Below are 20,066 nucleotides of genomic sequence, written 5' to 3'. Positions count from 1 at the left end.
GATTATTTGATGAGTCTCCTGAACGGCGCCGCTCATCGCTGACAGATACACTATGACCGAGGTGCCCTATTTTTACCCGCGTAGCTAATTTTTGCCGCAAGGTACTCACCCGAGAGTCTGATTCAGACATACAGGAACAGAGCCACAACACTGATGATGTGGTTATCATTCCCCGTGCGCAGCACACTATTTCTCGTAAGGACATTAGCGATAATGCCCTGAAAGTCCTGTACCGATTAAATAAATCGGGATATGAGGCCTATCTGGTTGGCGGCGGTGTCCGCGACCTGCTGCTGAATAAAAAACCAAAAGATTTTGATATCACTACCAATGCGACACCTGAGCAGGTGCGTAAACTGTTTCGTAACTGCCGCCTGATTGGCCGCCGTTTTCGTCTGGCCCATATTATGTTCGGGCCTGAGATTATCGAAGTTGCCACCTTCCGTGGCGTGCACAGCGATAACAATGACAAAAATGAATCTCAGCAGGCTAACAACGGTATGCTGCTGCGTGATAACGTCTACGGTTCCATTACCGAAGATGCCCATCGGCGCGACTTTACTGTTAACAGCCTCTACTACAGTGCCGATGATTTCACGCTGCGTGACTTCACCGGAGGACTGCAAGACTTACAGCAAGGCATTATTCGCCTGATTGGCGATCCGGAAACCCGTTACCGTGAAGATCCGGTGCGAATGCTCAGAGCGATTCGTTTTGCCGCTAAGCATGATATGCGTATTGAGACAGCAACGGCAGAACCCATTACCCGTTTAGCCCATTTACTGCGTGATATTCCCCCGGCACGGTTGTTTGAAGAAGCCTTAAAGCTGCTACAAGCCGGATACGGTTATCCCACTTATCAATTACTGCGTGAACATAACCTGTTTAAGGCGTTATTCCCGCTCATTGATAAGAGCTTTACGCCTCAGGGCGACAGCAATATGGAGAAGATCCTCAGTCAGGTGCTGAAGAATACTGACCAACGGTTGCAAAACGGAAAGCGCGTGAATCCGGCGTTCCTGTTTGCAGCCATGTTGTGGTACCCGCTGGTTGAGCATGCCCAAAAGCTGGCTCAGGAAAGCGGTCTGGCTTATTACGATGCTTTTGCCCTTGCCATGAATGATATTTTGGATGAGCAGTGTATGACGCTGGCCATTCCTAAACGTATTACATCGTTAGTGCGTGATATCTGGCAATTACAGATACGTTTACCGCGTCGCCAGGGGAAAAAAGCCTATAAACTGATGGAACATCCAAAATTCCGCGCTTCGTTTGACTTATTGCTGCTCAGAGCCGAAATTGAAAAAGGCGAAGTGCAGAAGCTAAGCCACTGGTGGGATGAGTTCCAACAGGCGGATATGCAACGTCAAAAGACTATGCTCAATGCGCTGGGTGATGAACCATCCCGCCATCGCCGGTCGCGGCGGCCACGCAAAAATACGCCAAAGCCGCAATAACCTTCTGACTTAAGCCTCCTGACGGAGGCTTAATCGCATAATGGACAGAGATGATGACTCAGGTATTTATCGCATTAGGCAGTAATCTTAATCAGCCGCTGGCACAGGTTGAAGCGGCATTGAACGCTATAAAGCTGATCCCTCAAACTCATCTGGTCACCTGCTCACCGTTCTATCGTACTAAACCGTTAGGTCCACAAGACCAGCCTGATTATCTGAATGCGGTAGTAGAACTGGATACTCAACTTTCTGCTGAGAGTCTGCTTGATGCTACTCAGGCCATTGAACTGAACCAGGGACGGGAGAGAAAGGAGCATCGTTGGGGGCCTCGTACGTTGGATCTGGATATTTTACTGTTTGGCAACCAGACCATTAACACCCCACGTCTGACAGTACCTCACTATGATATGCACAACCGGGGATTCATGCTTTATCCACTGGCTGATATCGCTCCAGACCTGATTTTTCCTGATGGCAGTACGCTGGCTTCATTGCTGTCTCGGATACCGGCTGATGGATTAGAGCGCTGGTTTCCTGAGTAAGAATCTCACGGATATAACGCTATCTTCACCCCGGATATTCATTTGTCAGGTAATTAATATAATCACCTGTTTGTTTCCCATATATTATCAAAAACATTACCCATAATTTCGCTATGGTTTTTGTAAAAATCCACTACCAATCTATGCTTATAATATCAATTTGAATTATTAAACATAAATATATATTACTCTCTGGTATTTGGATATTTTCTATGCTTTTTGACGGTATCATTATTAATATCAGCATCATGCTGACTGGGTTTTATTTTATTTCTAAACTGACGACAGCACCTTTAGATGTCAATCTTTCTTTAAGCAAAAAGATACAAGTTGGCCTGTGTAATGGCTTGTTATGCTTTGTTTTAATGAAATTTGCGATTCCTACCATTCACTATACGTTTATCGATCTCAGGCATATTCCTCTGATTATTATTGCCTGTTACGTTGGCCCAGTTCCAACGCTCATTACCGCGTTCATTATTTCAATTACACGCTTGAGTATCAGCTTTAATGATACTGCTATCTTTATTTCTATTATTTACGCTCTGATGGGAACAACACTGGCTTTTTGTTCACATTACATTCAACGTTCTTTGTTATATCGCATGATCTTATTCAGCACCATTAGCCTGTTATTTATCTGTCTGGGCTCTTGTTTTGTCACACAAGATATCAATAAGATCATCAAATTCAGCCTGATGATGAGTCTTTCATCAGCGATTGGCATGCAATTTTCTTTTATGTTGTTAAAAGATATAAAACAACAAAAAATGGAAATGATAACTACGGTCACGATGCCGGTGATAAAATATTAAAAGATATGGCCAGCCTTTTGGATTCCTATACGACTTATAGTCGAAAAATCTTTCGCATTGGCGGGGAGGAATTTGCCATCATTCTGACTGATTACCCCATTTCTCTGGCAAAAAAAGTAGCAGAAGAGATCCGTCAGAAAACAGAGCAGAATATCTTCTGCTTACCTAATGGACAGCAGATCAATATCACCATTTCTATTGGCATCAGTAACAGTGAACAGCAATATGACAATAACCGCCAGTCACTGTTTCAGCGTGCCGATCTGGCGTTGTATCAGGCAAAATCAAACGGTAGAAATCAAACCCGATACCTGTCTGATGATAAATTGTTAACTCTGGTATCCAACGGATAATTTATTGTTTTGTCACCATTGGCTTAATATCCGAGCGGGTATTGGCAATACGCTCGGCCATTGCCTGAATGCTATCTGAACTTAAGATATACAAACGTTTAAGAGTAAAAGGATTATCCCCCGGTTTAACCTTTCCTCTGACCGTGGTCACCGCCAGACGATATCCCGCCAGTTTTGCGGCCTGGATGGCATTGTCGTTATAGCCGCCAAACGGATAAGAAATATACTGCACCCGAGGATTAAACTGAGTCAGTGCACGGCGTGAACGTTCAAAATCTAACTCAATATTATGCTCATCACGGCTTAATAATACCGGGCGTTTATCATCTGAATAACGATGTAAAAAGTGAGTATGCGACTGAATATCAAACACATCCTGAATCTGTTTGAGCTCGCTGATACTCATAAACTGTAAAGAGTTTGGATCCCAGGTTTGAGGATTGTGCTTAATTCTCGATGAAATAATAAACGCTGTCGCCTGCTGATCATATTTTTTCAAAATGGGGTAAGCGTAGCGGTTAACGGATTTCAATCCATCGTCGAAGGTTAATACCACCGCTTTCGCCGGAATATTCAGGGTATTATTTAAGTAACCTTCCAATTGATACAGACTGATAGTCTGATAATTCGCCTGTTTCAGGTAGGCCATTTGGTTATCAAATGCCGTTACTGAGGTGGTGGTTGAAGTATGGCGAAAATATTTATTCTCGCTGTCCTGCAAAATATGGTGATAGGTCAGCACCGGTACGCCATTATCCAGCTCACATTCATCAGCCTGAATATATTTAGCATCATCACCGATATTGATTTCATACCAAAGAGAGCCATCTTCGCCCCTTAAACGACCAAGGATGGGATAGCGCAGATTCTCATTCAGTACCCCAAAAATTTTGCTGGTATCTTTTGGCTGATCGTAAATCGTGGTTGGGCGTACGGTAATCAGGTTCTGATTTAGCTTCTGCAAATCGGCTAAAGCCAACCCCAATGCTTTTTTAGATTTAGTAAGGGGTAATACTGCATCTTTTGGAATCAGCCCATGGGCATTCCCGAATGTAAATTCGTAGTAGTTAGGGCTTAGTGGATAAACCATGATCTCCTGATCTTTATCCAGACTACCCACGTTAATAATATCATTGCCAACTTGAGCCATGATCTGGCTATCACGAATAATACGGACTTGAACTGGTTTTATATCATCACCTTGTGATTCATCATCTGCCGCAGCGCAGGCCGAGAATATAATCAAAGGTAAAGTAATCAGCGTAATGAGAAGAGACTTAAGACGCATAAGTTATATTTTTCTTATAGGAATACAAAACACCGGAATATAGCAGAACTGAATATTAACGTTATTCTCATGCAATTATGGAGTAAGGCACCTTATTACAGGATCGGCACACCTTACGTCACCACTATTTATTAAAATAGCGGTAATGCCCATTAATTTTCCATAAAAATAAAATGTCTTCAGCCCGAGCTCCGGAACCTATATTGTGCACAACCAACGGCCTGCCTTCGCGGGTATAACGATCGGTCACAATACCTATATGGGGTAGTCCATTATCCAAGCGCCAGGAAACAATGTCACCGGGTAAGTAATCCCTTGCATTGAGTGAGACTGGCTGCTCCATTTTATGCCGTTTAAAATAAGTTTCAAGATTCGGCACTCGTCGATGATCAATATTTGTGTCAGGTTTCTTCAACCCCCAAATTCGAGGATAAGAAGAAAAATTGCCTTTCATATCCTGATGAACCAACTGCTGTAAATCGGCACCCTGTTGGCGCAAGGCCCGAATCACCACATCAGAACAGACACCCCGTTCAATATCAACATCACCACCGGGATAAGACAAAGAAACATAAGCCGGATCGTAATAGCGCGTTTTTCCTATCTGCTCCTCCGCGCTTAGCGCTAACGCCTGATTAGTTTGCTTTTGGATCGGTGCTACAACCGGAGATATTGATGTTGCTGCACGAAGCGGAGCTTGACTATCGGACTGAAGAGAACCGCTGAAAAATATAGCAGTACCAGACATAAGCAAAAGCGCTAAAACTGTATTGAAAATCTTCATCCCTGAATCCTTTTCTGACAGGTTTTAACGGAAGAACCCGAAGATAAATACGGTATTAATTTAAACCGCATTCAAATTCAGGTTCAGCCGCGCATCGTTACCACTAGCTGCGTAATCCACGTCCGCGAGAAATTAACCACCAACTTAACAAATAGAATACGGCGGTAAACGCAATTAACACCCCAAAAGTCAGGGTAAGTGACACATCGGAAATACCAAGGAAACCATAGCGGAAACCACTAATCATATAAACGATTGGGTTTACTTTCGACACCATCTGCCATACCGGAGGTAGCAGCGTCAGTGAATAGAATACCCCACCCAGATAGGTCAACGGCGTCAATACGAAAGTTGGTACGATGCTGATATCATCAAAGGTTTCAGCAAAAATAGCGTTCACCAATCCACCTAACGAGAACAGCACAGAGGTCAGCAGCAGCGTTACGGCAATCACCCACCAGGAATGAATTTCCAGCGAAACGAAAAACAGTGACACCAGGGTAACCAATACGCCCACACAAATACCGCGAGCAACACCGCCCCCGACAAAACCGAGAATAATAATGTGCGTCGGTACCGGTGCTACCAGCAACTCTTCAATACTGTGCTGATATTTAGCACCAAAGAATGATGAAGCCACGTTAGAATAGGAGTTGGTAATCACTGACATCATAATCAGACCAGGTACGATAAACTGCATATAGTCTACCCCCTGCATCTCACCAATACGTGAACCAATCAGATTACCGAAAATAATAAAATAGAGCGTCATGGTGATCACCGGAGGAACCAGTGTCTGCACCCAGATACGGCCGAAACGAGTGACCTCTTTTATCCAGATACTTTTTAACGCTATCCAGTAGAGATTAATCATTCTGCCTCTTCCTTATAATCATTAACTAAATGAACAAATAACTCTTCAAGCCGGTTAGCCTTATTGCGCATACTCAGCACTGAAACACCCTGTGCACTGAGCTGAGCAAAAACGCTATTTAGCCCCTGCTCTCTTTCTACTTCCACTTCTAATGTTGAAGTATCCAGCAGGCGACTAATATAACCATCCAGATGCGGAATGGGGCTTTTTGGCGCTAAATCGAGAATAAAGGTTTCTGACTTAAGCTTTGCCAGTAGCTCGCGCATCGAGGTATTTTCCACCAGTTCGCCCTGACGAATAATACCGATATTGCGACACAGCATCTCCGCCTCTTCCAGATAATGAGTGGTGAGGATAATGGTAATTCCCTGTTGATTCAGTTCCTTCAGGAACTGCCACATTGAGCGACGCAGCTCAATATCAACGCCGGCGGTCGGTTCATCAAGAATTAATAATTTTGGTTGATGCATTAACGCACGAGCAATCATCAGGCGACGTTTCATACCACCGGAAAGGCGCATGGCTTTTTCATTGCGCTTTTCCCATAGTTCTAAACGCTGCAAATAAGTTTTAGCCCGAGATAATGCCTCCTGACGTGGAACGCCATAATATCCCGCCTGGGTTATCACAATCTGCATAACCGTTTCGAATGGATTAAAGTTAAATTCCTGGGGAACCAGACCCAACTGGCGTTTGGCATTCACTAAATCATTATCAATGTCATAACCGAACACGCGCACATGGCCCGCGCTTTTATTTACCAGAGAGCTGATAATGCCAATTGTTGTGGATTTACCGGCTCCATTAGGGCCAAGCAGCGCATAAAAATCGCCGGCTTCCACGTTCAGATTTATTCCTCGCAACGCCTTCACGCCACCGGCGTAAACTTTACTTAATTGCGATAATTCCAACGCGTATGTCATAAATGAGAGATTACCTTGTATCGATGCAAAAAATAGAAACAGGCCGCAAAATGCGACCGTTCTTTATTGTGCTAGCTTAATCGTTACATCAAAAGTTAACAAATTAAAAATTAACACTTTTGAAACATATCAATCGGGTATAACATAATCACCTTGCTGTTATCCCACTACCCCAACGGGTCGAGCCTGCTATTTTCGCTATGGTCATAGATGCCCGCCCCATCGGTATGAATAACTGGCAACACCATAAACGATAGACAATCCGTGGTTCTGTTTTGAAAAGTACCACCATTACCTTATATTAACGCCATTAAAAACTGCGAGCTATTAAACTGTATGAAAGAAATAGAACGACTAATGCATAATAATGAGGTCTGGTCAGCCAGTATCAGCAAGGACGACCCCGAATTTTTTGAGCGTTTGGCATTAGCACAACGGCCACGCTTTTTATGGATTGGTTGCTCGGACAGTCGTGTTCCAGCAGAACGGTTAACCGGTCTGGAACCTGGCGAACTGTTTGTACACCGTAATGTTGCTAACCTGGTCATCCATACCGACCTTAACTGTTTATCCGTGGTTCAGTACGCCGTTGAAGTACTGGAAGTAGAACACATTATTATTTGTGGTCACTACGACTGTGGCGGCGTAACCGCGGCAATTAACAACCCTGAGCTGGGCCTGATTAATAACTGGCTGCTACACATTCGCGACCTCTGGTATAAACACAGCTCACTGATTGGTGAACTACCGCCAGAAAAACGTGCCGACCTGCTAAGCGAAATTAATGTGGTCGAGCAAGTGTATAACCTGGGCCATTCCACCATTGTTCAGTCCGCCTGGAAACGTGGGCAAAAAGTTCTGATTCATGGTTGGGTATACGGTATGCAGGATGGCAGATTACGCGATCTGGAAGTCAGTGCTAATAGCCGTGAATCCCTTGAATTACTGTATCGCAAAGCGATATCCAATTTGCTACTGACGGACAGTAAATAACCCTCAGTGACAATATAATAAAAGCGGAATAATCGAAGAACGGTCATTCCGCTTTTATTTTTACTGGTGATTACTCATCCAGCAACACAACCTTGCCAACATAAGGCAGATGACGATAGCGCTGCGCGTAGTCAATGCCATAGCCAACCACAAACTCATCTTCAATTGAGAAACCAATATAGTCGATTGGTACCGGGACTTCACGGCGCGATGGCTTGTCCAGCAGAGTACACAGTGCAATTGAGTTAGGCTCACGCAACTGCAAAATTTCGCGTACTTTGGTCAGGGTATAACCGGTATCAATAATGTCCTCAACGATCAGCACATCTTTACCACGTATATCTTCGTCTAAATCTTTCAGAATCTTAACGTCACGGTTGCTGCTCATGCTGCTGCCATAGCTGGAAGCAGTCATAAAATCGACTTCGTGATTTACCGTGATCATACGACATAAATCAGCCATAAAAATGAAAGAACCCCGCAATAGCCCAACCAGGACCAGCTCTTTGCCGCTGTCGCGATAGTGTTGATTAATTTGGGTGGCGAGTTCAGCAATACGTGCTTTCACGTCTTGCTCGGAAATCATAACTTCAACAATGTGTTTCATAGAAAAATCCGATCAGTTTGCCTGAACGTAGATCCTTTGACTGAAAGAAAGCACGAGAGTTTATCACAACTCTTTCATGGGTGCGATGTGCGCTTTGATTGCCGGTGCCGTTGAAATCATCGATTTATGTATGAAAAATAACCGGTTAACTAAAGAATTAACCGGTCAGATAATTAATTTTTTAACCCTGCGTCTTCTTCTACCTGACGAACAATGGCCTTGCCCATCCACTGAACGATATCCTGAATTTGATCTGAATCCAGGTTCCAAATGTCTTTAAATACCAGGAATACTTCTGAACCATAAATTAACGAGAAGGCATGTTTCATGCGATCCAAATCGGCCGCTGCGACACGGTCTCTTAGCGGCTCAGCAGCCATTTCAACTAAACGCTTACGATTACCCCGGACAAACAGTTTCTCTTTATCGACCTCTTTGATCCAGCCGCTGGGCACGCAAATCTGCCCACTGCTGTAAAGAGACGCGTAAAGCCGCTCTCAACGCTCCCTCATGCTTTTCCATCTGAGGATAAGCAAAGGACAATAAAGCAGAAATGCGTTCACTTACGGTATCTTGCTGAGGTCGCCACTCTTGTATTGGCCCTAAACTTTCATCGACAATCGTCGAAACCAGAGCACTTTGAGTAGGAAAATAACGGTAAGCCGTAGCACGAGACACTCCCGCTTCGTTTGCCAACTCGGTAATGGAGGGGAACCATCCCTTCTCGAGCATTTCCATTGCGGTAGAAATTAGCTTATTTAACGTACGGGCTCGGGCACGAGTTAACATTGGTTGCCCTTCATTTGAAGCGACTTTTTTTTCATTTTGTAAGTCATTTCTCATTTTTAATATGATACTCTAGTCTCATTATGGCTATTTTACATACATGGGGTACAGTATGTGACGTTTACTAACTAATACCTCGTCTAAATAAATTCAGAGCCAAGGAAGTGTTACGATGAAAAGAAAAACTGTTTATGTTGCAACAACTTTTGATACCAAAAGTGAAGAGGCTTTTTACATTCGAGACCTGATTAATGCAACTGACCTTTTAGTCACCACCGTTGATTTATCAACCAAATCTCCAGATAACCATTTTGACACTACCTTTTCTGCACAAGAAATTGCGGCACACCATCCACAAGGGGCTGCAAGCGTGTTTTGTGGCGATCGTGGAAAATCGATGGTGGCAATGGCTCAAGCGTTTGAAAAATTTATGCTATCCCGAGACGATGTGGCCGGAATTATCGGTCTTGGCGGTTCCGGAGGTACATCACTGATTACGCCAGCAATGCAAGCCCTGCCTATTGGCTTGCCTAAACTTATGGTGTCCACCATGGCTTCCGGTGATGTCTCAAACTACATTGGTGCCAGCGATATCGATATGCTCTATTCCGTTACCGATATTGCCGGCCTGAACCGCATTTCCCGTCAGGTTCTGGCCAATGCCGCCCACAGTATTGCCGGTGCGGTTAAGTTCGTTATTCCTGAAGTTAAAAATGAGAAACCAGCACTGGGCCTGACGATGTTTGGCGTAACAACACCATGCATGCAGGCTATTTCAGCTCAGTTAACCGATAAGTTTGATTGTCTCACTTTCCATGCAACCGGAACCGGCGGCACCGCGATGGAGAAACTGGCTGCCAGCCATTTACTGGACGGATTGCTGGATATAACCACTACTGAAATCTGTGATCTGCTGTTTGGTGGTGTATTGGCCTGTGGCCCTGACCGTCTGGACGTTGTGGCTCAAACCGAGCTTCCTTACGTAGGTTCCTGTGGCGCACTGGATATGGTTAATTTCGGTAACCCCAGCACCATACCAGCTCATTATAAAGACCGCCTGTTCTACCCACACAATGCGCAGGTAACGTTAATGCGCACCACCAAAGAAGAGAACCAACAAATGGGTGAATGGATCGGGCGCAAACTGAATGCCTGTAACGGCGAAGTGCGCTTCCTGATCCCTGAGGGCGGCGTTTCTGCGCTGGACGCCCCAGGTCAACTATTCTGGTCACCCGAAAATGATGCCGCTCTGTTTGAAGCGCTGGAAAAAACCGTAATTCAAACTGAACGCCGCCGTCTGGTTCGCGTTCCATACAATATTAACGATCCGCGTTTTGCCGATGAGGCTGTTAACCAATTTCATCAAATCTGGAATAAAAAATAAGGAGTCCCTATGTCACGTTTTACCCGTGAAGAGCTATTACAAAAATTTCGCGCCATGATTGCTCGCAAAGAACCCATTATCGGCGGTGGCGCCGGTACCGGGCTGTCAGCTAAGTGTGAAGAAGCGGGTGGTATCGATCTGATCGTTATCTATAACTCAGGGCGCTACCGCATGGCGGGTCGTGGATCTCTGGCTGGTTTGCTGGCCTACGGCAATGCTAATGATATCGTTATGGAAATGGCTAAAGAAGTTTTGCCGGTAGTAAAAAATACGCCAGTGTTAGCCGGCGTTAACGGTACCGATCCTTTTGTTAATCTTGATGTATTTTTAGATGATGTGGCGCGAGTTGGTTTTTCTGGCGTACAAAACTTCCCTACCGTTGGTTTGATCGATGGTAACTTCAGAGCCAATCTTGAAGAAACCGGTATGGGATATGGGCTGGAAGTTGAGATGATCCGTAAGGCGCATCAAAAAGGCCTGCTGACCACGCCATACGTCTTCAGCGAAGCTGATGCCATCGCCATGACGGAAGCCGGTGCAGATATCATCGTTCCTCATATGGGATTAACCACCGGCGGTAACATTGGTGCGGAAACAGCCATGAAACTGGAAGATTGTGTTCCGGTGATTAATGCCTGGGCGAAAGCGGCTAAGAGCGTGCGCAAAGACATTATTGTTCTTTGTCACGGAGGCCCTATCTCCTCTCCGGAAGATGCCCACTATATTCTGGCTAATTGTCCTGATTGTGACGGTTTCTACGGAGCCAGCTCAATGGAACGCCTGCCAACGGAAGTGGCACTGACAGACACCACCCGTCAGTTTAAAAATATCACTCGCTAACGACTAAAAAGCCCGCCGGTACTGAACTGGCGGGCTTTGAAACGTTAGATAAACCTAATCAATCAGTATCTGCGAATATTCTGACCGTAAAAACACTGTGCTGATATCCGCACCAGAAACGGTCGGTAAACCATCTGTACTCAGCTGTAGAGTGCGTTGGGTCTGGCCGGGCCAGGGGCAGTTATGAAACACCTTGCGGTGTTCAAACAGGCTTTGCCTGTTTGTCGTTGGCTTACACCAAGTCGCCCCAACACCCGCCCCTCTCAACGATTAGCTATCTTAAGATAGAAAACTGAACTATCACGCTTCATTTTCAATCTGAAAACACACCTGTACCGCAGCGCTTTATTTATAAATATATCGGCTACTTATAAATCTCTGCGGAAATACGCCAATACGGTGATGTATCAAAAGAGCGAGCGCCAATAACGCGAAAATAAGTCGCCCCGGCTTTTTCAGCTTTCTCCCCTATCGCCTGTACCGCTTGATCTAAGGTCTCAACTCTTACCGTATCGCTAATTACTCCAAGACTGGTCAGATTCATCTTTTCAGCCTGTTGAGTATTAATAACTTCAGTAATGGCATAAGCCGAATTAAGACTTAAAGCGAGAAATGTCGCAGTCAGTATCAAAGATGCCTTCATGGATTTTATCCTTCAGGATTTTACATTGGACTTATCATACGCTGGATTTTGAGGAGGGAGAAGCTATCGGGGAGCCGGATACCTGCCTGACGGCAGGTTATCCATAGCGAGGTTTAGCAGTTAAAGATTAACGATAAATCTCTGCCGCAACACGCCAGTTATTTGAGTCATCATTAGAGTTAGCTGCAATAACACGATAGTAAGAGGCATGTTGGCTTTCAGCTTTTTTAGCAATCGCGCTAACTGCCTGATCCATATCTGCTACGCGAACTGAACCTGAAATAGTACCCATGCTTTGTAAGCTGGCAGCCTGTTGGCTGTTGACTTCAGTAGCAGCATAAGCTGAACCTACGCTAAATGTTAATAACAGAGCGGCTAAAGTGGTTGATACTTTCATGATATATACCTTCTTAAATTTTCAAATTTTTTGAATATGATTTTCAAAATAATTAAACCAAAAATCAAAACTATATTTAACACATTGATTAAAATGGCTAACAAATAAAAATCTAAGTCAATTTAATTCAAAGCTTGCGTGAATAATAAATTCAAAAATGTGATCTGGATTAGCTTTTAATGCTTATTTTTTTTAACATTTGCACAATTTCCACTCAACAACTACAACACATTTCAATAAATTCACAGGCTTAACCCTTTTTGATTTTTAGTGCTATCACAGTTGATTCTTTCTTTTTAATAAAATACTGTACCGTACAGTACGAATACGGAGAGAGAAATGGGATTAAGTAAAGAAGATCGCCGAACACACATTCTTCAAAAAGCCACAGATATCTTTCTGAATCATGGTTATGAGCGTACATCTATGGATGAAGTGAATGAATGTATCGGTTGTTCTAAAGCCACTCTCTACAAGTACTTCAGCTCTAAACAGGAGTTGTTCATCAATGTGATAGACCATGCGGTTCATACTTATACTCAGGTCATTATTAATGCTACCGCTCAGCTACAAAACCAAAAGATAGATTGCTGGCAATCTTTGCACAATTTTGGCGTTAGCTATCTGAATCTGCATTTATCACCGATGATGATGAAAATTACCCGCATGATCATTGCCGAATGTGAACACACCGGTATCGGTGAATTGATGTATCAACGAGGTCCCCGGAAAGGCTGGATGACAATATCAACGCATCTCCAGTCACTGATGGAACGCGGTATTTTGCGTCATGCCGACCCCTTTACTGCCGCAATGCAGTTTAAGGGATTACTTGAGTCCGGGCTGATTGATAAACAGCTACGCGGTGCTATTTCAAATGTAAGTGAAGAAGAGGTTCAACGTCAGGCAACGAATGCTGTCGATACCTTTCGACGTGCTTATGCAATAAATCAGGATGCAATATCCACAAATATAACAATGGAAGGAAATTAATCATGATTCAAACCAGCATTATTCAAGACTTGGTTTACTGGATTGAAGGTCATTTAGAAGAGCCTTTAAATGTAAAGCGCGTGGCATCAAAATCGGGCTATTCACAATGGCATTTGCAACGGCTATTCAAAGATATTACCGGTGATTCACTGGCTTATTATATCCGTAAGAAACGCCTACAGAGTGCCGCTTCAGAGCTAAAACAGAGCAAAAGAAGCATCGCGGAAATCGCCTATCAATACCAGTTTGACTCACAGCAAAGCTTTACCCGGGCATTTAAAAAGATGTTCTCTACCACCCCTTCTGACTACCGCTACCATAGCTAAAAAGTACTGTCTGAATGCTTTCAGACAGTACTTTTTTGTCAACTTATGAAAATGTGATAAAGCGGATAGTAACAATTATAATTGTGTCGAAACTGGACAAAACCGCAGACACCCTACCAGAATAAAGATACAGAACGCGCTGTATCACAACGGTATAAAAAGATTTGTCATCCCCTAACTGTATGATACCGTCATTACCTTAATGAACTAATTATCTAGCCAATGAACAACAAATCTCTTTTTAATTTACCGTTATTATTGCTGTCACTCATCGGGTTTTCCTCTACCTGTCAGGCATTAACAGAGTCAGAAGCAGAAGAGCTTGCCGATCTTACGGCGGTATTTTTCTATCTGAAAAAAGAGTGTGGATATAAAGATCTCCCTATCCCAGAAATAAAACGAGCTTTAATCTATTTTGCTCAACAAAATCATTGGGATCTGGCGAACTATAACCAAATAAATATGGAGCAATTAGGTCAGTCAAGTTATGACGATTTAAGCCGTATTCCTGTTGATAAAGATAAGAAGTGCGCGGCATTAGCCAAAGACTCGTTTGGCATCATGAATAATTAATTAGCATGAAACCACGCTTTTAAGCTTATTGACCATACCCACACTTTGGTTTCTCCATTTCGCTGCTGATATTTTTATGAGGGAGTGGTAAATCCTTTTCTTTAGCCTGATTCAGGCTAATTTCCTCAATAAAACAATTAAATAGCCATTAATCGTGCATAATTCCCGTCAGTTCGCTATTATATTGCGCTAACTTTTTTATCCAGCCCGGAGGATTAGCGGTGATGTCAAATAAAGAAACCTGGTTTGAAACCCTGTACAGCGGCTTTGGTCAGTTTTTTTCTATTAATAAAACGTTATATCACAGCAAAACGGAGCATCAGGATCTGATCATTTTTGAAAATGACCTGATGGGCAGAGTCATGGCGCTGGATGGGGTAATCCAAACCACCGAACGCGACGAATTTATCTATCATGAAATGATGGCTCACGTGCCGATTCTGGCTCATGGTAAAGCTAAACGAATTCTGATTATTGGCGGTGGTGATGGTGGTATGTTGCGTGAAGTATGCCGCCATCAAAGCGTTGAACACATCACCATGGTGGAAATTGACGAAAACGTCGTAGAGTTTTGTCGTGAGTACCTGCCAAACCACAACGCCGGAGCCTATGAAGATCCACGTTTCAATCTGGTGATTGAAGATGGCGTGAACTTCGTTAACCAAACCGATCTCAAGTTTGATGTCATTATTTCTGATTGTACCGATCCTATTGGCCCGGGTGAAAGTCTGTTCACCTCTGAGTTTTATCAGGGCTGTGCCCGCTGTCTGAATGAAAACGGCATCTTCGTTGCGCAGAACGGCGTGTGCTTTTTACAGCAGGATGAAGCGGTTAATAGCCATCAGAAACTCTCTACCTATTTTGAAGATGCTAATTTTTACCAGGCGGCTATTCCCACCTATTACGGTGGCATCATGACTTTTGCCTGGGCCAGTCAGAATCCTCTATTACGTCAGCACGATCTGGCGACGCTGGAATCTCGCTTTAAGTCACTGGGCATTCATTGTCGCTACTATAATCCGGCAATACACGTTGGCAGTTTCGCCCTGCCCCAGTACTTACTGGATGCCCTGAATAAATAATATCGATTTCTTCAACCATAAAACATAAGGCGGTGAACCAAATTGCATAAGCTAAAACTGCACGGCTTCAATAATTTAACCAAAAGCCTGGGTTTTTGTATCTACGATATCTGTTATGCCAAAACGGATTATGACAGAGAGCAATACATTGCATATATTGACGAACAATATAATGCAAATCGGCTGACTGAAATTTTGACGGAAACCTGTTCTATTATCGGTGCCAATATTCTAAATATTGCCCGTCAGGACTATGACCCTCAGGGCGCCAGCGTCACTATTTTGATCAGTGAAGAGCCAATGGATCCGAGTCTGGTCGATCAGTCGGAACATCCTGGCCCTCTGCCTGACTCGGTAGTAGCCCATTTAGATAAAAGCCATATCTGCGTCCACACTTATCCGGAAAGCCATCCTCAGGGCGGTCTGTGTACCTTCCGGGCGGATATTGAAGTTTCAACCTGTGGTGTGATTTCTCCGCTAAAAGCGTTGAACTATCTTATTCACCAGTTGGAATCAGATATTGTGACACTGGACTACCGCGTTCGCGGCTTTACCCGTGACGTCAACGGAGTAAAACACTACATCGACCATAAAATTAATTCGATTCAGAATTTTATGACTGAGGATATTACCTCTCTCTACCATATGGTGGATGTGAATGTTTATCAGGAAAATATCTTCCATACCAAGATGATGCTAAAAGAGTTCGATCTTGACCATTATCTGTTTAATGCCAGGCCGGAAGATCTGGATCAGCACGAGCGTCAACATATCACTCGTCTGCTGCGCAAAGAGATGCAGGAGATTTACTACGGCAGAAACATGCCGGAAGTCATAGTATAACGAGAAATGCGCCACACCCATTTAGGTGTGGCGGAATGGAAAGGATATTTTGACTTATTGCCGACTATCGTTGGCCTGACGTAGCAGTGTCCGGCTTTCGTTTAAGAAGCGCGTTGCATAATCGCCAAACCAGCTCTTCACCTGATTGAAGTTCTCAATAAACTCGGTTTTATCACCCGTCTCAATCAGTTTCATCGCCTCACCAAAGCAGTGATAATAACGCTTAATCAATGCCCGATTATCCTCTGATGACATAATGATATCCGCATACAACTGAGCGTCCTGAGCAAACAAGCGGCCGATCATTGCCAGTTCCAGACGATAAATAGGTGACGACAGTGATAGCAGTTGTTCCAGATTCACGTTTTCCTGAGATAAATTCAGACCGTAGGTAAAAGTGGCAAAGTGGCGTAAGGCCTGAATAAAGGCCATATTTTTATCGTGTTCCACCGCATCAATAGCATGCAGTTTCGCTCCCCATACCTGTAATTGATCTAACAGCCACTGATAACTTTCGGCTCCTCTGCCATCGCAGTAAGCAATAACTTGCTTTGCCAGACTGCCGACATCCGGCCCAAACATCGGATGTAAGCCTAATACTGGCCCCTGATGCACGTCCAGCATAGCCTTTAGCGGCTGTTTTTTTATTGAAGCGATATCCACCAGAATGCAATCATCAGGCAGTTTCGGTAAGCGCTGAATAATCTGTTCAGTGATATGGATAGGCACACTGACGATCACCATGCCAGCACCAGACAGAATGGTTTCGGCGCTATCCCAATCCTGTTGCTCCAGTATTCGGATTTGATAACCGGAAAGTTGAAACAGTTTACTGAACAATTGCCCCATTTTGCCGTTACCACCAACTATCACGATTGGCCCCATCTTCGGCTTTAATGTTTTAAAACCTTTATCGTTTTCACTGGAGTAGGACTCGCGCATGATCCGACGCAGTACGTCTTCAATCAAATCGGGAGGTACACCTAAATCGGCAGCTTCCTGGCGACGAGAAGCCAACATACTGCTCTCACGTTCAGGAACGTAAATAGGTAATCCATGTTGGCTTTTTACTTCACCTACCTTTGCCACCAAGTCTAATCGTTTGGCCAGTAGTTTCAGTAGCGCTTTATCAACTTCGTCGATTTGGTCGCGCAGTGTCGTTAGTTCAGCCACCATTCTGTGTTGTTCTCCTGGGATAAGGATGTGGTGTTGTTTTTATAAGCACTCAACTTCAGAGAATATTCCGGCTGTAATAACATGGTGCCCATATCATCTATGTGCCCGGCCGGAAGACCATTTGTACTTAGCATCGGGCCTGGGCCGCCCAGAGGCACTTATGAAACACCTTACAATGTTCACCCTTCGGGCCAGCGCTTGCGCCAAGTCGACCCCACGGACGCCCCTTCCTCCGATAAACTATTTTAAAACATAAAACTGAATCATCGGACTTCGCCATCAAACAATAATTACGTCGCCCAAAGGCGACGTAATATAGTGGATTAATATATCAACAAATCAAGGACAAACTAAGGTTTTTGCTTTGAGTTCTTGGTGAACTTTGCGTAGTAAGCTGTCGGTGGTTTCCCAGTTGATGCAGGCGTCGGTGACGGAAACACCGTAGCACATGTTGGCTCTTGGTTGTTCCGATGATTGATTGCCTTCATTGATGTTACTTTCCAGCATCATGCCAATGATAGAACGGTTACCGGCCTTAATTTGCTCCAGCAGAGAGTAGACAACATCGGCCTGCCGGCGGAAATCTTTATTAGAATTACCGTGGCTACAGTCGATCATTACCGCCGGATTAAGCCCTGCTTTGCGCATTTGCTCTTCACAAGCCTGTACATGTTCCGCTTCATAGTTTGGTGTTTTACCACCACGCAGGATGATATGACCATTTGGGTTACCCTGAGTTTGTAGCAAGCAAACCTGACCAGACTGGTTAATTCCCATAAAACGGTGCGGCATAGAAGCGGCTTTCATCGCGTTAATGGCAGTGCCCAGACTGCCGTCAGTCCCGTTTTTAAATCCAACCGGCATTGACAGACCAGAGGCCATTTCGCGGTGGGTTTGTGATTCTGTGGTTCGGGCACCAATGGCTGACCAGCTGAACAGATCGCCCAGGTATTGTGGGCTATTTGGATCCAATGCTTCTGTCGCCAGCGGTAAACCCATTTCAACCAGTTTTAGCAGTAATTGACGGGCAATGTGTAGACCATGTTCTACATCAAATGAACCATCCATATGAGGATCGTTAATTAAGCCTTTCCAGCCTACGGTGGTTCTTGGTTTTTCGAAGTAAACCCGCATCACGATGTACAGGCGATCCTGAGTTTCTTCCGCCAATTTCTTCAGACGGTGGGCGTAATCAATGGCGGCATCCGGATCGTGTATAGAACAAGGCCCACACACCACCAGCAAACGATCGTCACGGCCGTGCAAAATGTTGGCAATAGTCTGACGGGCTGCAGAAATGTTGGCTTCGTCACTGGCGCTCAGTGGGTATCGTGCCTTCAGTTCTTCTGGTGTAATTAAAACCTGCTCCGCACTGATATTGACGTTATTAAGTACATCTTTCTGCATAATCATAATAGTTCCTTAAATCACCGCTCCTGTTAGCGGCAAAAACACCAGATAGTGATAAAAATAGAATAGCACAAAACCGAGTGTAAACTTTTAAATCCAATTTTGTAAACATATTTTTACTCTATTTTTCAACTTATCAATTCTTGCAAAAAAAAACCAAAAATCACGCCGAAAAATACTGTCTTCAATGACGAGAATTCGCAGATAACCTCCGTCATGTTAAACTAGAGGAAATCAATGGAGGTTTTATGCTTAGAGCAATTATTGTTGACGATGAACAACCAGCCCGGGAAGAGCTGGCTGAGCTACTCTCAGAAGTAGACGACCTCACCGTCATTGGTGAGTGCAGCAATGCTTTAGAGGCTATTCAAACCATCCATCGTTTACAGCCGGACGTGGTTTTTCTTGATATTCAAATGCCCAAAATTAACGGTTTGGAGATGGCGGCAATGCTCGATCCTGCCAACATGCCCCATATCGTTTTTGTCACTGCCTATGATGAATATGCAATAAAAGCGTTTGAGCAACACGCTTTTGACTACCTGTTAAAACCGGTCGATCTTCAGCGCCTCACCAAGACTATTTTTCGTTTAAAGAATGCCAAGACCGTAAATAATAATTTACAGTTAATCGCCGACACGGCCTTAAAACATATTCCTTGCTACGGACACAACCGCATCTTTTTACTTCGTCTGGAAGAAGTGGAATATTTAAGCTCTGAACTTAGCGGTGTTCATGTTGTTGGTATGACGCAAAGTGGATATACCCAACTTACACTAAAAATTTTAGAAGAAAAAACCTCTTTCACCCGCTGCCATCGTCAATATCTGATCAATCTCGATCAGGTTGGTGAAATTCAGCTATTAGAGAATGGCTCTGCTGAAGTTATCACTCGTTCAGGAAAACACATTCCCGTCAGCCGACGTTACCTGAAACCACTCAAAGAACAACTGGGCTTGTCATAGCCCCGGGTAAGG

Annotated in this window: 22 protein-coding genes and 1 pseudogene; 13 read left to right on the top strand and 10 right to left on the bottom strand. The window is 44.1% G+C overall.

All coding sequences use genetic code 11. From position 1 onward, the window contains the following. Positions 1 to 68: 68 nt before the first annotated feature. The 4 genes from pcnB (at position 69) to I2494_RS14810 (ending at position 3,167) form a co-directional block, all read left to right on the top strand. On the top strand, positions 69 to 1,457 hold the full coding sequence (pcnB, locus tag I2494_RS14825) for a polynucleotide adenylyltransferase PcnB (RefSeq protein ID WP_218467762.1): 1,389 nt from the start codon (positions 69 to 71) through the stop codon (positions 1,455 to 1,457). Between the two features lie 53 nt (positions 1,458 to 1,510). Then, on the top strand, positions 1,511 to 1,999 hold the full coding sequence (folK, locus tag I2494_RS14820; protein WP_218467761.1) for a 2-amino-4-hydroxy-6-hydroxymethyldihydropteridine diphosphokinase: 489 nt from the start codon (positions 1,511 to 1,513) through the stop codon (positions 1,997 to 1,999). 212 nt (positions 2,000 to 2,211) lie between these two features. Beyond that, positions 2,212 to 2,814 carry a LytS/YhcK type 5TM receptor domain-containing protein gene (locus tag I2494_RS14815; protein WP_218467662.1) on the top strand — a complete coding sequence of 201 codons (603 nt, stop codon included), beginning with the start codon at positions 2,212 to 2,214 and terminating at the stop codon, positions 2,812 to 2,814. 5 nt (positions 2,815 to 2,819) lie between these two features. Then, complete coding sequence (locus I2494_RS14810) at positions 2,820 to 3,167, top strand: GGDEF domain-containing protein (protein ID WP_267081310.1); 348 nt, start codon at positions 2,820 to 2,822, stop codon at positions 3,165 to 3,167. 1 nt (position 3,168) lies between these two features. Here the strand turns inward: I2494_RS14810 and I2494_RS14805 are convergent, their stop codons facing one another. The 4 genes from I2494_RS14805 to I2494_RS14790 form a co-directional block, all read right to left on the bottom strand. Next, positions 3,169 to 4,455 (bottom strand): polysaccharide deacetylase family protein, encoded by a 1,287-nt coding sequence (locus tag I2494_RS14805; RefSeq protein WP_218467660.1) that lies wholly within the window; start codon positions 4,453 to 4,455, stop codon positions 3,169 to 3,171. Positions 4,456 to 4,579: 124 nt separating this feature from the next. Further along, positions 4,580 to 5,239: a DUF1287 domain-containing protein gene (locus I2494_RS14800; protein WP_218467659.1), complete on the bottom strand. Its 660-nt coding sequence runs from the start codon at positions 5,237 to 5,239 to the stop codon at positions 4,580 to 4,582. 103 nt (positions 5,240 to 5,342) lie between these two features. Next, on the bottom strand, positions 5,343 to 6,113 hold the full coding sequence (locus I2494_RS14795) for an ABC transporter permease (RefSeq protein WP_218467658.1): 771 nt from the start codon (positions 6,111 to 6,113) through the stop codon (positions 5,343 to 5,345). Then, positions 6,110 to 7,036 carry an ABC transporter ATP-binding protein gene (locus tag I2494_RS14790; RefSeq protein ID WP_130592964.1) on the bottom strand — a complete coding sequence of 309 codons (927 nt, stop codon included), beginning with the start codon at positions 7,034 to 7,036 and terminating at the stop codon, positions 6,110 to 6,112. The genes I2494_RS14795 and I2494_RS14790 overlap by 4 nt, the downstream gene beginning before the upstream one ends. 336 nt (positions 7,037 to 7,372) lie before the next feature. Between I2494_RS14790 and can the strand changes: the two genes are divergently transcribed. Beyond that, positions 7,373 to 8,029: a carbonate dehydratase gene (gene can / locus I2494_RS14785; RefSeq protein WP_130592965.1), complete on the top strand. Its 657-nt coding sequence runs from the start codon at positions 7,373 to 7,375 to the stop codon at positions 8,027 to 8,029. Positions 8,030 to 8,099: 70 nt separating this feature from the next. On the opposite strand, the gene hpt is transcribed toward can, so the two are convergent. Both hpt and I2494_RS14775 read right to left on the bottom strand, forming a co-directional pair. After that, positions 8,100 to 8,636: a hypoxanthine phosphoribosyltransferase gene (gene hpt, locus I2494_RS14780; RefSeq protein ID WP_218467657.1), complete on the bottom strand. Its 537-nt coding sequence runs from the start codon at positions 8,634 to 8,636 to the stop codon at positions 8,100 to 8,102. Between the two features lie 173 nt (positions 8,637 to 8,809). Next, a pseudogene (locus tag I2494_RS14775) lies at positions 8,810 to 9,479 on the bottom strand (TetR/AcrR family transcriptional regulator). A gap of 115 nt (positions 9,480 to 9,594) precedes the next feature. Here I2494_RS14775 and I2494_RS14770 point away from each other — a divergent pair. Beyond that, positions 9,595 to 10,806: a Tm-1-like ATP-binding domain-containing protein gene (locus I2494_RS14770; protein WP_218467656.1), complete on the top strand. Its 1,212-nt coding sequence runs from the start codon at positions 9,595 to 9,597 to the stop codon at positions 10,804 to 10,806. Between the two features lie 9 nt (positions 10,807 to 10,815). Further along, the gene (locus tag I2494_RS14765) at positions 10,816 to 11,646 is read left to right on the top strand and encodes a phosphoenolpyruvate hydrolase family protein (protein ID WP_140919981.1); all 831 of its coding nucleotides are present in this window, start codon (positions 10,816 to 10,818) and stop codon (positions 11,644 to 11,646) included. A gap of 364 nt (positions 11,647 to 12,010) precedes the next feature. Here I2494_RS14765 and I2494_RS14760 read toward each other — a convergent pair whose 3' ends face one another. Continuing rightward, the gene (locus tag I2494_RS14760; protein WP_218467655.1) at positions 12,011 to 12,289 is read right to left on the bottom strand and encodes a YdgH/BhsA/McbA family protein; all 279 of its coding nucleotides are present in this window, start codon (positions 12,287 to 12,289) and stop codon (positions 12,011 to 12,013) included. A gap of 127 nt (positions 12,290 to 12,416) precedes the next feature. Next, complete coding sequence (locus tag I2494_RS14755; protein WP_218467654.1) at positions 12,417 to 12,686, bottom strand: YdgH/BhsA/McbA-like domain containing protein; 270 nt, start codon at positions 12,684 to 12,686, stop codon at positions 12,417 to 12,419. A 339-nt stretch (positions 12,687 to 13,025) separates the two neighbouring features. On the opposite strand from I2494_RS14755, the gene I2494_RS14750 reads away from it, so the two are divergent. The 5 genes from I2494_RS14750 (at position 13,026) to speD (ending at position 16,503) form a co-directional block, all read left to right on the top strand. Continuing rightward, positions 13,026 to 13,679 carry a TetR/AcrR family transcriptional regulator gene (locus I2494_RS14750; protein WP_218467653.1) on the top strand — a complete coding sequence of 218 codons (654 nt, stop codon included), beginning with the start codon at positions 13,026 to 13,028 and terminating at the stop codon, positions 13,677 to 13,679. A 2-nt stretch (positions 13,680 to 13,681) separates the two neighbouring features. Beyond that, positions 13,682 to 14,005 (top strand): helix-turn-helix domain-containing protein, encoded by a 324-nt coding sequence (locus tag I2494_RS14745; RefSeq protein WP_218467652.1) that lies wholly within the window; start codon positions 13,682 to 13,684, stop codon positions 14,003 to 14,005. A gap of 222 nt (positions 14,006 to 14,227) precedes the next feature. Next, complete coding sequence (locus I2494_RS14740) at positions 14,228 to 14,578, top strand: YacC family pilotin-like protein (protein WP_218467651.1); 351 nt, start codon at positions 14,228 to 14,230, stop codon at positions 14,576 to 14,578. 224 nt (positions 14,579 to 14,802) lie between these two features. After that, complete coding sequence (speE, locus tag I2494_RS14735) at positions 14,803 to 15,660, top strand: polyamine aminopropyltransferase (RefSeq protein ID WP_218467650.1); 858 nt, start codon at positions 14,803 to 14,805, stop codon at positions 15,658 to 15,660. A 42-nt stretch (positions 15,661 to 15,702) separates the two neighbouring features. After that, a complete protein-coding gene (gene speD, locus I2494_RS14730; protein WP_218467649.1) occupies positions 15,703 to 16,503 on the top strand; it encodes an adenosylmethionine decarboxylase in 801 nt (266 codons plus the stop codon). A gap of 54 nt (positions 16,504 to 16,557) precedes the next feature. Here the strand turns inward: speD and tyrA are convergent, their stop codons facing one another. Together tyrA and I2494_RS14720 are read right to left on the bottom strand one after the other, a co-directional pair. Beyond that, positions 16,558 to 17,679 carry a bifunctional chorismate mutase/prephenate dehydrogenase gene (tyrA, locus tag I2494_RS14725; protein ID WP_218467648.1) on the bottom strand — a complete coding sequence of 374 codons (1,122 nt, stop codon included), beginning with the start codon at positions 17,677 to 17,679 and terminating at the stop codon, positions 16,558 to 16,560. Positions 17,680 to 18,018: 339 nt separating this feature from the next. Continuing rightward, positions 18,019 to 19,086: a 3-deoxy-7-phosphoheptulonate synthase gene (locus tag I2494_RS14720; RefSeq protein WP_218467760.1), complete on the bottom strand. Its 1,068-nt coding sequence runs from the start codon at positions 19,084 to 19,086 to the stop codon at positions 18,019 to 18,021. Between the two features lie 251 nt (positions 19,087 to 19,337). Between I2494_RS14720 and btsR the strand changes: the two genes are divergently transcribed. After that, positions 19,338 to 20,054, top strand: coding sequence for a two-component system response regulator BtsR (btsR, locus tag I2494_RS14715; RefSeq protein ID WP_218467647.1), 717 nt, complete (start codon positions 19,338 to 19,340; stop codon positions 20,052 to 20,054). Positions 20,055 to 20,066: the final 12 nt, after the last annotated feature.

This window comes from Limnobaculum allomyrinae, assembly GCF_016649425.1.
Taxonomy (GTDB): domain Bacteria; phylum Pseudomonadota; class Gammaproteobacteria; order Enterobacterales; family Enterobacteriaceae; genus Limnobaculum; species Limnobaculum allomyrinae.
Note: the sequence above shows the minus strand (reverse complement) of the source record. Positions and strands in the feature narration are given on the sequence as shown.